General features: G+C 35.3%; 13 protein-coding genes. 7 read left to right on the top strand and 6 right to left on the bottom strand.

Annotation, left to right across the window (positions count from 1 at the left end):
* Positions 1-11 precede the first annotated feature (11 nt).
* Both D9R05_RS14280 and D9R05_RS14275 read right to left on the bottom strand, forming a co-directional pair.
* Complete coding sequence (locus D9R05_RS14280) at positions 12-866, bottom strand: glucosaminidase domain-containing protein (protein WP_121667911.1); 855 nt, start codon at positions 864-866, stop codon at positions 12-14.
* A gap of 6 nt (positions 867-872) precedes the next feature.
* Positions 873-1,805, bottom strand: coding sequence for a 1-aminocyclopropane-1-carboxylate deaminase/D-cysteine desulfhydrase (locus D9R05_RS14275; protein WP_121667910.1), 933 nt, complete (start codon positions 1,803-1,805; stop codon positions 873-875).
* A gap of 58 nt (positions 1,806-1,863) precedes the next feature.
* On the opposite strand from D9R05_RS14275, the gene D9R05_RS15535 reads away from it, so the two are divergent.
* From D9R05_RS15535 to D9R05_RS14260, 4 genes are all read left to right on the top strand, one after another.
* A complete protein-coding gene (locus tag D9R05_RS15535; RefSeq protein WP_162985004.1) occupies positions 1,864-2,034 on the top strand; it encodes a DUF5522 domain-containing protein in 171 nt (56 codons plus the stop codon).
* A gap of 48 nt (positions 2,035-2,082) precedes the next feature.
* A complete protein-coding gene (locus D9R05_RS14270) occupies positions 2,083-4,062 on the top strand; it encodes a urocanate hydratase (RefSeq protein ID WP_121667909.1) in 1,980 nt (659 codons plus the stop codon).
* Positions 4,063-4,083: 21 nt separating this feature from the next.
* A complete protein-coding gene (locus D9R05_RS14265) occupies positions 4,084-4,623 on the top strand; it encodes a DUF4136 domain-containing protein (protein ID WP_121667908.1) in 540 nt (179 codons plus the stop codon).
* 103 nt (positions 4,624-4,726) lie between these two features.
* Entirely contained in the window at positions 4,727-5,062 is a 336-nt protein-coding gene (locus D9R05_RS14260; RefSeq protein WP_121667907.1) for a hypothetical protein, read from the top strand.
* A gap of 64 nt (positions 5,063-5,126) precedes the next feature.
* On the opposite strand, the gene D9R05_RS14255 is transcribed toward D9R05_RS14260, so the two are convergent.
* The 4 genes from D9R05_RS14255 to D9R05_RS14240 form a co-directional block, all read right to left on the bottom strand.
* Complete coding sequence (locus D9R05_RS14255) at positions 5,127-7,385, bottom strand: sodium-translocating pyrophosphatase (RefSeq protein ID WP_121667906.1); 2,259 nt, start codon at positions 7,383-7,385, stop codon at positions 5,127-5,129.
* 116 nt (positions 7,386-7,501) lie between these two features.
* Entirely contained in the window at positions 7,502-8,011 is a 510-nt protein-coding gene (locus tag D9R05_RS14250) for an inorganic diphosphatase (protein WP_121667905.1), read from the bottom strand.
* Positions 8,012-8,093: 82 nt separating this feature from the next.
* Positions 8,094-10,589, bottom strand: coding sequence for a DUF5686 and carboxypeptidase-like regulatory domain-containing protein (locus D9R05_RS14245; protein ID WP_121667904.1), 2,496 nt, complete (start codon positions 10,587-10,589; stop codon positions 8,094-8,096).
* A 69-nt stretch (positions 10,590-10,658) separates the two neighbouring features.
* Positions 10,659-11,639, bottom strand: a complete 981-nt coding sequence (locus tag D9R05_RS14240) for a pyruvate dehydrogenase complex E1 component subunit beta (RefSeq protein ID WP_121667903.1) — start codon at positions 11,637-11,639, stop codon at positions 10,659-10,661.
* Positions 11,640-11,809: 170 nt separating this feature from the next.
* On the opposite strand from D9R05_RS14240, the gene D9R05_RS14235 reads away from it, so the two are divergent.
* From D9R05_RS14235 to D9R05_RS14225, 3 genes are all read left to right on the top strand, one after another.
* Complete coding sequence (locus tag D9R05_RS14235) at positions 11,810-12,556, top strand: electron transfer flavoprotein subunit beta/FixA family protein (RefSeq protein ID WP_121667902.1); 747 nt, start codon at positions 11,810-11,812, stop codon at positions 12,554-12,556.
* Positions 12,557-12,599: 43 nt separating this feature from the next.
* Positions 12,600-13,568: an electron transfer flavoprotein subunit alpha/FixB family protein gene (locus D9R05_RS14230; protein WP_121667901.1), complete on the top strand. Its 969-nt coding sequence runs from the start codon at positions 12,600-12,602 to the stop codon at positions 13,566-13,568.
* Positions 13,569-13,677: 109 nt separating this feature from the next.
* Positions 13,678-14,313 carry a bifunctional nuclease family protein gene (locus tag D9R05_RS14225; RefSeq protein WP_121667900.1) on the top strand — a complete coding sequence of 212 codons (636 nt, stop codon included), beginning with the start codon at positions 13,678-13,680 and terminating at the stop codon, positions 14,311-14,313.
* Positions 14,314-14,330 lie beyond the last annotated feature (17 nt).

Below are 14,330 nucleotides of genomic sequence, written 5' to 3'. Positions count from 1 at the left end.
AATAAAATTTCTTAAAGAGCTTTTACATATAGTTTCTGACCTACGGCTAAATTATTGCTTCGTAAATCGTTAATTTCTTTTACTTCTTCTACCGTTAAATTATACTTGCGAGCTATGCTATAAAGGGTATCGCCTTTTTTTACTGTATAGCGAATACTAGTATGATCTGGACTCAAATTTTCTTTTTTAGCTAAGCCTTTTCGACTACCATTACCTAAAACTTCATTATCATACTCATACAATTGATAGCGCTCTATGATACTGATTAATTTTTGTGGATATCTTGGATCTGTAGCATAACCTGCCTTTTTCAATCCACGAGCCCACGATTTATAATCGTCTTTATCTAATTCAAAAAGGGCTGCATAACGTCTACGTTCTGATAAAAACAAGGAATGATCTCTAAAGGAATACTTAGGATCGTTGTACTTCCTGAAACATTCTTGCAAAGCATCATCATCGTGATAGACCTTACCGCCTTGCCAACCGTTACATTTTATTCCGAAATGATTATTAGATTTTAAAGTGAGTTCTCCTTTACCGGAACTGGATTCTAACACCCCTTGAGCTAACGTTATACTTGCCGGAATTCCGTATAAATTCATTTCATCTTTTGCAATTTCTGCAAAGTTATAAATGTATCGCTCTACATCATTTTTAAAAACAGGAGTATTTTTTTTATTCTCATTTTTTACAGCTTCTTTCGGCTCAATCTTATTTGCCTGACGATCTTTTTCATAAGTTGAAAGTTCATTATTTTCTTTCTTAACCGGAGGCACAGAACGTGTTGTCTTTTTTTTAGCACCACCGCAGGCAAAAAGAAATCCTGCGCAAATAATCATTAAAAACAGTGATCTTACTTTCATAAATTATCAAATTAACAATGGCATATTTTTTTTAGCAAGCATTTGGTTCATCCCAGAGATTCCTTGTAATCCTCCGGTATGAACCGCTAAAATACGAGTATTTTCTTTAAATTCCCTAGCTTTAATCAAGTCTATCAATCCAAATAAAAGCTTTCCGGTATAAATTGGATCTAAAGCTATCGCATAGTCTTTTTTAAACTGATTTATAAAGTTGATTAATGCTTTATCTACTTTAGCATAACCACCAAAATGATAATCTAGTATAAGTTGAACATTATTTCTTGTGGTGAGTTTTTTTATTTCAGCTTCTAAAAAATCTCCTTTTAAGGCCGGAAATCCTAATATTTTTTGATCTACTGAAGAAGCATTAATAATGCCGGCAATTGTGCCGCCGGTTCCAACAGCGCAAGCAATAATGTCAAAATCCTTGTCCTGTTCTGTAAGAATTTCTTCGCAACCTTTTAATGCTAATTTATTTGTGCCGCCTTCTGGAATTTCATAAACATCTGAATATTCCGGAAAATTTTCGATTAAAAAATGCGGCTCGTTTTTTTCTCGATAAGCACTTCTAGAAATAAATTGAAGCTCCATTCCTTGGTCGGAAGCAAACTTCAAGGTTTTATTTTTTGATAAAGTCGCTGAAATATTTTCACCTAACTCTTCCCCTCTTATAATCCCTGCCGTTTGTATGTTCATTATTTTTCCCGCAGCAGCAGTTGCTGCAATATGATTAGAATAAGCTCCACCAAAAGTGAGCACCTTTTTTTTTCCTTCTTTTTTTGCTTCCAAAAAATTATACTTCAATTTTCTGAATTTATTTCCCGAAACAAAAGGATGAATTTGGTCTTCGCGTTTTAACCAAAGTTCAATTCCGGTTTGCTTATCCTTAAAAATAAAATCGTTTTTAGCGATTAAAGAAGTTTCAAATAGATTTTTCATAAATTGAAATATTCTTCAAAATAATGGAATTCGAAGCAGATATCCTTATTTTTGCAGCATGAGCTTTAGAAAAAAAATCCCTTTAGAAGAAGGTGACTATTATCTTACGCCAGAAGGCTACCGTTGTTTTACTGAACAATATCACTTAAAACGCGGCTATTGCTGCAAAAGTGGATGTCGTCATTGCCCGTACGGATATGATAAAGCCACCGATACGTTTAATAAATAGTTAACAAGTTTATTGTACTTGATATCAATTAAAAAGTAACTAAAAAACATGACTTTTCAAGAAGAAATATTACAAGGAATACCAAATCAACTTCCTGCAAAAAAGGAATATGATTCAACCATAAATCACGCGCCAAAACGCAAAGAAATTTTAACGGAAGACGAAAAAAAACTTGCCTTAAAAAATGCACTTCGCTATTTTGAAGCAAAACATCACGCAGAATTGCTTCCAGAATTTAAAGAGGAATTAGAAAAATACGGAAGAATTTATATGTACCGTTTGCGTCCCGATTATAAAATCTACGCGCGTTCTATTACAGAATATCCAGGCAAAAGTGAGCAAGCCAAAGCCATTATGCTCATGATTCAAAATAATTTAGATCATGCAGTGGCTCAACATCCGCACGAATTAATTACTTACGGAGGTAACGGAGCAGTTTTTCAAAATTGGGCGCAGTACCGTTTGGTGATGAAATATTTAGCTGAAATGACTGACGAACAAACCTTAGCAATGTACAGCGGTCACCCAATGGGCTTATTTCCTTCACACAGCGATGCCCCACGTGTAGTAGTAACCAACGGAATGATGATTCCTAATTATTCTAAACCTGACGACTGGGAAAAATTCAATGCGCTTGGCGTTACCCAATACGGACAAATGACCGCAGGAAGTTACATGTACATTGGTCCACAAGGAATTGTACACGGAACCACGATTACCGTTTTAAACGGGTTTAGAAAGATAAAAAAATCACCTGAAGGAGGTTTATTTGTCACTTCTGGTTTAGGAGGAATGAGTGGCGCGCAACCCAAAGCTGGTGATATAGCAGGCTGTGTAACTGTTTGTGCTGAAGTAAACCCGAAAGCTACAGAAACTCGTCACTCTCAAGGTTGGGTAAACGAAGTCATTAGCGATTTAGATGAATTAGTAAAACGCGTAACCGCTGCAAAAGAAGCTAAAGAAACTATTTCTATTGCCTATAGTGGAAATATAGTAGAAGTTTGGGAAAAATTTGATGAAGCGAATTTACAGATTGATTTGGGGAGCGATCAAACTTCACTTCATAATCCTTGGGCTGGTGGTTATTACCCAGTAGGATTAACTTATGAGCAATCTAATGATATGATGGCCAACAAGCCCGGTCAATTTAAAAAAGAAGTACAACGCAGTTTAAAACGTCACGCAGCAGCAATTAACAAACATACTGCAAAAGGAACGTATTTCTTTGATTATGGAAACGCATTTTTATTAGAAGCATCTCGCGCTGGAGCGGATATTTTAGCTGAAAATGGAAAAGACTTTAAGTATCCTAGCTACGTTCAAGATATCATGGGCCCTATGTGTTTTGATTATGGCTTTGGTCCTTTCCGCTGGGTTTGTGCTTCTGGAAAACCTGAAGACCTTGTAAAAACCGACACAATTGCTACACAGGTTTTAGAGGAATTGAAGAAAAATGCTCCTGAAGAAATTCAACAACAATTACAAGACAACATTACGTGGATTAAAGGAGCTCAAGAAAACAAACTTGTGGTAGGTTCGCAAGCAAGAATTCTTTATGCTGATGCCGAAGGAAGAATGAAAATTGCAGAAGCTTTTAATCAAGCTATTGAAAAAGGAGAAATTAGTACCGTAATTTTAGGAAGAGACCATCATGATGTTTCAGGAACAGATTCTCCTTATCGAGAAACCTCAAATATTTACGACGGAAGTCAATTTACCGCAGACATGGCTATTCAAAATGTAATTGGCGATAGCTTTAGAGGAGCTACTTGGGTAAGCATCCACAATGGCGGCGGCGTAGGCTGGGGCGAAGTTATAAATGGAGGATTTGGTATGGTTATTGATGGCACTAAAGAAGCAGCAAAACGCTTAAAATCAATGCTTTTCTGGGATGTAAACAATGGAATTGCCAGACGTTCTTGGGCTCGAAATGACGAAGCTATTTTCGCCATAAAACGAGCGATGGAAAACGAACCTAAATTACAAGTTACTTTACCCAATAAAGTGGATGAAAATTTGCTGAACTAATTTTAATTTAAAGCAAAAACCATGAAACTGATAAAAATTTCAACAATTCTCCTGCTTACTGTTTTTTTATCTTCGTGCAGTTCTGTAAGAGTTGCGACCGATTATGATAGAGAAGCTGATTTTTCTGCTTACAAAAGTTTTGCCTTTTACAAACCTGGCATTGACAAAGCAGACGTATCAGACTTGGATAAAAAGCGAATCTTAAGAGCAATAGAAACCGAATTATTGGCTAAAGGGTTTTCAAAATCACAAAAGCCTGATATGCTCGTTAGTATTTTTACAAAAACGAGTGAAAATGTAAACGTATATCAAAATAATTTTGGTTACGGATATGGTTGGGGCTGGAGTCCATGGTATTGGGGCGCTGGTTACAATACAGTTTCAAGCACCACAGAAGGAACACTCTACATCGATTTTATTGATGCTAAACAAAATGAATTGGTTTGGCAAGGAATGGGCACTGGAGCCCTGACCATGGATATGGAAGACAAAATTGAACGAATAAATGAAATGGTTAAAAAAATTATAGAACAGTATCCACCGGGGGGAAAGAAAAGGTAAATATTTTAAAAAAATGAATCAAAATCATCTCTCAACTATTTATTAATTATTTTTTTTATTAAAAATCTATAGTTATATTTGATTAAATAAAATCATAGAATTTATGAAAAAAATATACTTACTACTATCTACAATTGCTTTTGTTTTTTGCACTTCTTTAAGCGTAACAGCTCAGGAGAAAAATAAATCTGATGAATTTGTACAAAAAATGACTGAAAAGATTGACTTAACAACAATTCAAAAAGATAAAATTTATAGATATGCAAAAGAATACTATTCCTCATTAAAGCAAAATCTGGCAGGTAAAGAAAAAAACGAAAATTACTTCGATATTAAAAACAAATTTGAAGCTGAGTTTTATAAAAACCTTAGAAAGGTTTTAAGCTCATCGCAAATGGAAAAATTTGCTGAGCACTATAAAAGTTCTCACAAGCAATAAAGTTAGTTTAGAACCTATTAAAAACCTCAATTTCTAAAAAAAAATTGAGGTTTTTTTTTAATAATTAATGCTTTATTTCATTTACCAAGCTTAATGTTTTTATAGGCTCTTCTTCGATATTTTTTTCAATTTTATCTATTTTTTGTTTTTGAGATGATTCTAGTTCTTCAGCTGAGTGATTTCCTAAAATAGGGGCAATTACTAATCCTACCAAACAGGTTAACTTGATTAAAATATTCATTGATGGACCTGAAGTATCTTTAAAGGGATCCCCTACCGTATCACCAGTTACAGCAGCTTTATGCGCATCACTTCCTTTATAAGTCATTTTACCATCGATTTCAACACCAGCTTCAAAAGACTTTTTAGCATTATCCCACGCTCCTCCGGCATTATTTTGAAAGATAGCCCACATTACTCCTGAAACACAAACACCGGCCATATAACCACCAAGCGGTTCTGCACCAAAAACGACCCCAACAATAACGGGAGAAATTATAGTAATTAAGCCTGGTAAAATCATTTCACGTAAGGCCGCTTTTGTAGATATATCTACACATTTTGCGTATTCGGGTGTTGCCGTGCGTTCCATTATTCCTGGAATCTCTTTAAACTGCCTACGGACTTCTTTTACCATTTCCATAGCAGCCTTACCTACTGATTCCATCGCTAAAGCCGAAAAAATTACAGGAATCATTCCGCCCACAAAAAGCGCTGCTAATACGTCTGCCTTGAAAATGTTAATTCCATCAATTCCCGTAAATGTAACATATGCAGCAAACAAAGCAAGCGCTGTTAATGCCGCTGATGCGATCGCAAAACCTTTACCTACAGCCGCAGTTGTATTTCCCACAGAATCTAAAATATCTGTACGTTCTCTTACTTCTTCTGGCATTTCACTCATTTCTGCAACGCCTCCGGCATTATCTGCAATGGGTCCAAAAGCATCAATTGCCAATTGCATAGCTGTAGTTGCCATCATCGCTGAAGCTGCTAAGGCAACACCATAAAATCCGGCTAATTCATAAGAACCGTAAATTGCTGCTGCAAATAATAAAACTGATAAAAAAGTAGATTTCATCCCTACCGCTAAACCGGCTATGATATTTGTAGCTGCTCCAGTTGAACTATTTTTAACAATATTAAGTACCGGTTTTTTGCCTAAACTTGTATAATGAGCTGTAACTACAGAAATCAAGGCTCCTACTGCTAGACCTATCAGAGCTGCCCAAAATACATTGATTGAAGGAATTACTTTAGATCCTTCTCCAAAGAAATTCATTTGTAAACTTGGAGGCAACATCCACTCTATTAAAAACCAAGTAGCGACAAGTGTTAATAAAATTGCTATCCAATTTCCTCTATCTAAAGCAGCTTGAACTTTACTTTCTTTTGCTGAATTACTTTTTATCTTTACCAAAAAAGTTCCCAGAATAGAAGCTAATATACCGACACCTGCAATAACTAAGGGTAGCAAAATAGGTCCCATATTATTAAAATCGTCGGTAAAAGGTGTGTCTAAGGACATGTCTCTTATCACATAATTCCCAAGTACCATAGCCGCTAAAACTGTTGCTACATAGCTTCCAAATAGGTCTGCTCCCATTCCAGCAACATCCCCAACATTATCACCAACATTATCAGCAATTGTAGCCGGATTTCTAGGATCATCTTCTGGAATTCCTGCCTCTACTTTTCCAACTAAATCTGCTCCAACGTCAGCAGCTTTTGTATAAATACCACCACCGACTCTTGCAAAAAGGGCAATAGATTCTGCCCCTAAAGAAAAACCTGCAAGGGCTTCTAAAACCATCGTCATATCAGCATAAAATGTATCAGCTTCACCTACAAATTGATTAATAAAGACAATAAACAACAAACTTAAACCCAACACTGCTAAACCTGCCACACCTAAGCCCATAACGGTTCCACCACTAAAAGAAACTTTGAGTGCATTTGGCAGACTTGTTCTGGCTGCTTGTGCTGTTCTTGCGTTAGCTTCAGTTGCTATACGCATACCAATATTTCCTGCTAGTGCCGAGAAAATTGCTCCAAGAATAAACGCTGGGATAATCATCCAGCTTGTGGTATCTACACTTATTGAAATTACATATAAAGCTATAGATGCGAGAATAACAAAGACAATTAACAAGCGATATTCTGCATTTAAAAAAGCAAGAGCTCCGTCTTTTATACTTTTTGAAATGGATTGCATTTTCTCATTTCCTGCCGCTTGTTTTTTTACCCAACTCGCTTTGATAATCATGAAGATAATTCCCACTACTGCCATAGCAATGGGAAGAAAAATAATAGTTGATTCCATACGTTAGAAAAATTAATGTTTTGTTAAATCTAACGTAATAAAATTAAAATTCCATAAAAAAAGCAACACTTTTTTACGAGTATTGCTTCTATATTAACAAAATAAACACCGATTTACTAGTCGATACTCACCTCTTCTCTTGGTACATCACTTTCTTTATAACGTTTGATGCATTGGTTTACAATATCATTTGCTTCAGTTGAATCTCCCCAACCACCAACATCAACTTTTTTCTCTTCTAAATCTTTATATACTTGAAAAAAGTGTTCAATTTCTTTAATTAAGTGTGGATTCAATCCTTTTAGATCATCTACTTTATTAGCAATAGGATCACTTACCGGAACACAAATAATTTTTTCATCAGGTCCTTTTTCATCAGCCATATGGAAAACTCCAATAGGTTTTACTTCGATTACACAACCAGGAAAAGTAGGCTCTGTAACCAATACTAAAACATCTAACGGATCGCCATCTAAAGCCAATGTTTCTGGCACAAAACCATAATCTGCCGGATACATCATAGAAGAAAAAATCATACGGTCGTAACGTATTTTTTTCAACTTAAAATCATATTCATATTTGTTTCGGCTTCCTTTCGGGATTTCAATTAAAACATCAAATGTCATTACTCTAAATTACGTTAGTATTTAATTTCAAAAAATATAAGATTGCAAATTTAAGAAATGTAAGGCGTTAAATACTACTTTTTTAGAAATAAAATCCAAAGTTACCGGTAACTCCAAAGGATCTTGCATCGGGATTATCAAAATAATTTCCACGAAAGTGAAAGTCTAATCGAAAAACTTTAAAAATATTGCCCACTCCAACACTCCACGACCAATAAGGCTCTCTGCTAGGGGCCATTAAAACAGGATTAGAAGTAGAGGCGTTAAGCAATTGACTCTCCTCTGAAATATCGCCCACCACTCCTCTAACAGAAACCAACTCGCGTAGATTGAGGTCTCTTAACCCTGGAATTCTAGAAAACAAGCGTCCGTTAAAATTATGTTCTAAATGAAGACTGGTGTACGAATCGGTTACAAACTCATAAAAATTAAGCAATGGAAAAGTGCCAAAAATAGAAAATAAGGTTTGATTACCCGGTACCACACTCAACAAGCCTAACGGAACAGCTCCAAAGGTTTTTCCAGCTTCTAAAGTGGAAGTAAACTTACCTAAACCACCTATTTGCCAAGGATGACGATAATAAAACTGAATACGTTCATAATCAAAATCGCTATTAAACACATCTTTAATTCCTACCGAATAATTGACAAAAAATTTGGGAAAATCCCCATCATTAATTATAGTTCTATCAACACCATAACCCGTGGTTTTTCTTCCGGGAGAATAGCCCAAAATAGTTGAAATTTCAGTTTGCCTAATTTGACTTGAGGTTTGTGTGCGTGCATCATCCGTAAAATAAGCTAAACTAAATTCATCTGAAGCAGCTTTCAATGTTCTAAATGAACCACCAACACGAATATTGAAGTTCTTAAACGGCTCCATTTCCAAGGCAAAAGTCGATAAATTTATATCGGTCAAACTAGTATTTGCACCCACAGTAATTAATGCGGAAGAAGCTAAAGATCTTCCTAAAACATCATTCGTATTGGTTAAACTCGCCCCTAATTGCTCGATATCACGCCTATTTCCTCCCGTAACAATGAGTCGGTTTTTTCGGTCTAAAAGCCACTTTCCTGAAATTCCGTATTTAAATTTATTATCTCGAAAACCATAAGCGGTGTAACCTTCTATTCGCCACGGATCATTTCTTGAAAAGTAAGTTCTACCGCCGGCTCTTACGCGAATTCCTTCAACATCATTGTAACCGAATGTTGAAAAAATTGGACCATAATCAAATCCATCAAACTCCACATAACCCGATGCCAAAATAGAACCTATATTGTATAAACGCTTAAATGCGGGAACTGTTTTTAAAGTATCGAGCATATCATAAACTTGACGCTCGTCTTTGTTTAATTTTTCAATACGATTTTGATCCCAAAACTCTTGATCACGATTATAAACCTGTTCTTGATACGGATCTCGCCTAGTATTAAAAAAAGCCTTACCCTTTTTTATATTAAACTCGTAATTATCATATAAAGTGGTCCGTTTTCCATAAACTCCTCGTGATTCTTTTTTCTTATTTAATGAAAAATCTGACATAAAATGATCGCGTGTGATCAAGAAAATTGAATCATTTAGCACATCATATTCTTGTTCAATATAAATTTCTTTCACCCAATTTATATTGGCACTTTTAGTGACTTGCATATTAATTTTCTTGATTGCCCAAGTAGAATCGTTTACCCAAAAATCTCCTTTAAAAGTGAGCTCATTTTTTCGACGTGGGTAATAGACAATTTTATAACACCACTTATTATCTACATAAGCCGTGTCTGCCAACACATAATTATAAACATTGATTCCGGTTGTAGAAAGCGGACTCACAAAACTTTTATCGAAAAATTTTAAATAATTATCGTAGATATTATAATCAGCATACAAATCTTTTACAAAAGCAATTAGCGTTTGGTTATCACTAAAACCGGAATTTTTATTGCCTAATAAAATTTCCTTTTCTTCTCCTAAATTATTATCGCCATAAACCCGAGAAAGTGCTTCATTAATAAAAATAGGAAGGTAGGTTTTTCCGGTTACGGCATTGGTATCTGTTTCTTCAAAAATAAATTCCATACCGTTAAAAACCCTGCTATTGATTAACGAGCTATCAATGGTATTAAGATCAAATTCTTGTTTTTCATATTTTTTGTATTGGTACTGATCAAACTTTTTTACACCATTATCACGTTTATTCTCCCAAATTTTCCGAAGAATATCTATTGCTGGATTATTTTTTTTAGAGGTTTTCCCTTGATAGATCACAACTTCATTTAAGGCACTTGCTTCTTCTTTTAATGTGATCTCTAAATCGTAATTCACCTTTTTTTCGAGCGGAATTGTTTTACTTTCAAAACCAACAAAGGATATATTAATGGCATTATATGAGTTGTCAGACTGCATATAAAAACTTCCATCTTCATTGGTAATTGTTCCCTCTGAAGAATTTTTAAAGATTACGTTAGCAAAGGGTACCGGCTCCCCTTCTTCGTCTACCACTAAACCTCCGGCTTTGGTTTGCGCAAAAACAGAACCCGCTGTTAGCAGAATAAAATATAATAAAAACTTAATTTTCATAGATTTTTTTGAGGCAAAAAAAACTTCATCCGTAAAGATGAAGTTTCAAATATAAGTGGAAGTTTTTACTTAATCCTTATAAGATACTTTTTTAACGGCTTTTATAACATCTTCGCTATTTGGCAACCATTCTTTTAACAAGACAGGGGAATATGGCGCAGGTGTATCTGCCGTATTAATTTTTATAATAGGAGCATCAAGATAATCAAAAGCTTTTTCTTGAACTTGATATGTAATTTCTGTTGAAATATTCCCAAACGGCCAAGCTTCTTCTAAGATAACCAAACGATTAGTTTTCTTAACAGATTCTAAAATAGTTTCATAATCCATTGGTCGAATAGTACGTAAATCAATTATTTCACAAGAAATTCCCTCTTCGTCTAATTTCTCTGCTGCTTTGTATGCTTCTTTTATAATTTTTCCAAAAGAAACGATGGTTACATCAGTCCCTTCTCTTTTTATATCAGCTTTTCCAATAGGAATAGTATATTCCTCTTCAGGCACTTCTCCCTTATCACCATACATCTGCTCACTTTCCATAAAAATAACGGGGTCTTCATCTCGAATAGCAGATTTCAACAAACCTTTTGCATCATAAGGATTAGAAGGCACAATTACTTTTAAACCAGGACAATTGGCATACCAGCTCTCAAAAGCTTGAGAGTGCGTTGCACCTAATTGCCCTGCAGACGCTGTTGGACCTCTAAAAACAATGGGGCATTTAAATTGCCCGCCAGACATTTGTCTAATTTTAGCAGCATTATTTATGATTTGATCGATCGCCACTAACGAAAAATTGAACGTCATAAATTCAATAATCGGTCTTGCGCCTGTCATTGTAGAACCTACACCAATTCCGCTAAAACCAGCTTCAGAAATCGGGGTGTCAATCACACGATTTGGTCCAAATTCATCTAACATTCCTTTAGATGCTTTGTAAGCACCGTTATACTCCGCTACTTCCTCTCCCATTAAATACACCGCTTCATCGCTGCGCATTTCTTCACTCATCGCTTCGCAAACTGCTTCTCTAAATTGAATTGTCTTCATGGTAAAATTTTGAGCTCTTCATTTTTATACTGCACAAAAGTAAGCAAACCCAAATCGAAAAACTAAAGGTTTTCGACAAAAATAATTTATTATGCTTGCATAGTATTTTTTTTTTATTTTACTTATATTCGCACTCACATAGTATATTATCTAATCGAAAAAGAAATAAAATGAAAATATTAGTTTGTATAAGCCACGTGCCCGATACAACTTCAAAAATTAATTTTACTGAAGGTGATAGTCAATTTGACAAAAACGGGGTACAATTTGTAATTAATCCAAATGATGAATTTGGTCTTACTCGCGCTATGTGGTTTAAAGAAAAACAAGGCGCATCTGTAGATGTAGTTACTGTAGGTGAAGCTGATGTAGAACCAACATTAAGAAAAGCCTTAGCTATTGGAGCAGACAATGCTATACGTGTAAATACACCAGCTACCGATAGTTTTCAAGTAGCAAAAGAATTAGCAAAAGTTGTTGAAGATGGAAGCTACGATCTTGTTATAGCCGGTAGAGAATCTATTGATTACAATGGCGGGATGGTTCCAGGAATGTTAGCAAAATTGATAAAAGCTAACTTTATCAATACTTGTGTAGGACTAGAAATTGAAGGCGATAAAGCTACGGCAACTCGCGAAATTGATGGTGGTAAAGAAACACTAAGTGCTAATTTACCCTTGGTTATCGGCGGTCAAAAAGGATTGGTTGAAGAGAGCGATCTCAAAATACCAAATATGCGTGGAATTATGATGGCAAGAAAAAAACCGTTAAACGTAGTTGATCCTGTAGATGCAGACAAAAGATCTGAAGCGGTTAAGTTTGAAAAGCCGGCACCTAAAGGAGACGTAAAATTAGTAGATGCCGATAATTTAGACGAATTAATCGATTTATTACACAATGATGCTAAAGCAATATAAACAGCTTTTGCAGAATTGTTAACCCATCAACACAAAAAAAATTATGTCAGTTTTAGTATATACAGAATCCGAAAACGGAAAATTTAAAAAAGCAGCTTTTGAAGCAGCTTCTTACGCAAAAGGAATTGCGGACGCTTTAGGAAGTTCAGTAACCGCTGTAAGTTTTAATGCAGAAAACACTTCAGAATTAGGAAAATACGGTGTTTCAAAAGTTCTAGAAATTAGTAATGATAAACTTAGCAAATTCAATGCAGATGCTTACGCAGACGCTTTAAGTCAAGCTGCAAAAAAGGAAGATGCTAAAGTTGTGGTCCTTAGCCAAACAGCAAACGATAAATATTTAGCACCAATTTTAGCGGTAAATCTAGAGGCTGGTTACGCACCAAATGTTGTAGCGCTACCAGAAAGCACAGATCCTTTTACTGTTAAAAGAACGGCTTTTACCAATAAAGCGTTTAATATGACTTCAATTTCTACCGATGTAAAAATTGTAGGATTAGCTAAAAACGCGTTTGGTTTAAAAGAAAACGAAACAGAAGTTTCCTCAGAAGCTTTTGAGCCTAGTTTGGATGAAAGTGATTTCTCTATTAATGTAGAATCAGTAGACAAAGCAACAAATAAAATCACTATTGCAGATGCAGAGATTGTTGTTTCTGGCGGACGTGGTCTTAAAGGACCAGAAAACTGGGAAATGATAGAAGAACTTGCAGATGTATTAGGTGCTGCCACAGCCTGCTCTAAACCCGTAAGTGATATGGGCTGGAGACCACATAGTGAGCACGTTGGACAAACCGGAAAACCTGTAGCTGCAAACCTATATATTGCAGTAGGTATATCGGGAGCAATACAACATTTAGCCGGAATTAATGCTTCAAAAAACAAGGTAGTTATCAATAATGATCCTGAAGCTCCTTTCTTTAAAGCAGCAGATTACGGGGTTGTTGGTGATGCTTTTGAAGTAGTACCAAAACTCATTGAAAAATTAAAAGAATTTAAGGCGAATAACGCATAATTTTTATAAATTGTGCCCGAAAAATTCGCCTAAAAGAGTAGTCTACATACGAAGAACTCTTCTTATGTAGACTGCTTTTTTATTTCATTTATTTTGATTAATTTGTAGTATGAGTTTAGTGCGTTTAACCATAAAAGGAATTTCTTACAGTCAAACCCAAAACGGTGCTTACGCCCTTTTGTTGAGCGAAGTTGAAGGAAAAAGACAACTCCCAATAGTTATTGGTGCTTTTGAAGCACAATCAATAGCCATTGCTCTAGAAAAAGATATTAGACCGCCAAGGCCCTTAACGCACGATTTATTCAAAAACTTTTCTGATCGTTTTGCTATCAATGTAAAACAAGTCATCATTCATAAGTTAGTTGACGGTGTTTTTTATTCCAGTTTAATTTGTGAACGCGATAAAATTGAAGAAATTATTGATGCAAGAACAAGCGATGCTATTGCGTTGGCTTTGCGTTTTAACGCTCCAATTTTCACTTATAAAAACATTTTAGACAAAGCGGGCGTTTTCTTAAAAACATCTGACGGTAAAGCAGAAGAAAAAGAAGTACAAAAAACAGAGCTTATCATTCAAGATGCACTAAAAACAGAAGATGATGACCCGTCTTCCTCAGAAAGTGATGATAACCCGTTAAAAAAGCAATCGCTTGCTGAATTAAAAAAAGCATTAGAAGATGCGGTATCAAAAGAAGACTATGAAGCCGCTGCAAAAATTAGAGACGAAATTTCTAAACGAGAATAAAAAAATTTCGCCTCTCT

This window comes from Mesonia aquimarina (genome assembly GCF_003667275.1).
Taxonomy (GTDB): Bacteria; Bacteroidota; Bacteroidia; order Flavobacteriales; family Flavobacteriaceae; genus Mesonia; species Mesonia aquimarina.
Note: the sequence above shows the minus strand (reverse complement) of the source record. Positions and strands in the feature narration are given on the sequence as shown.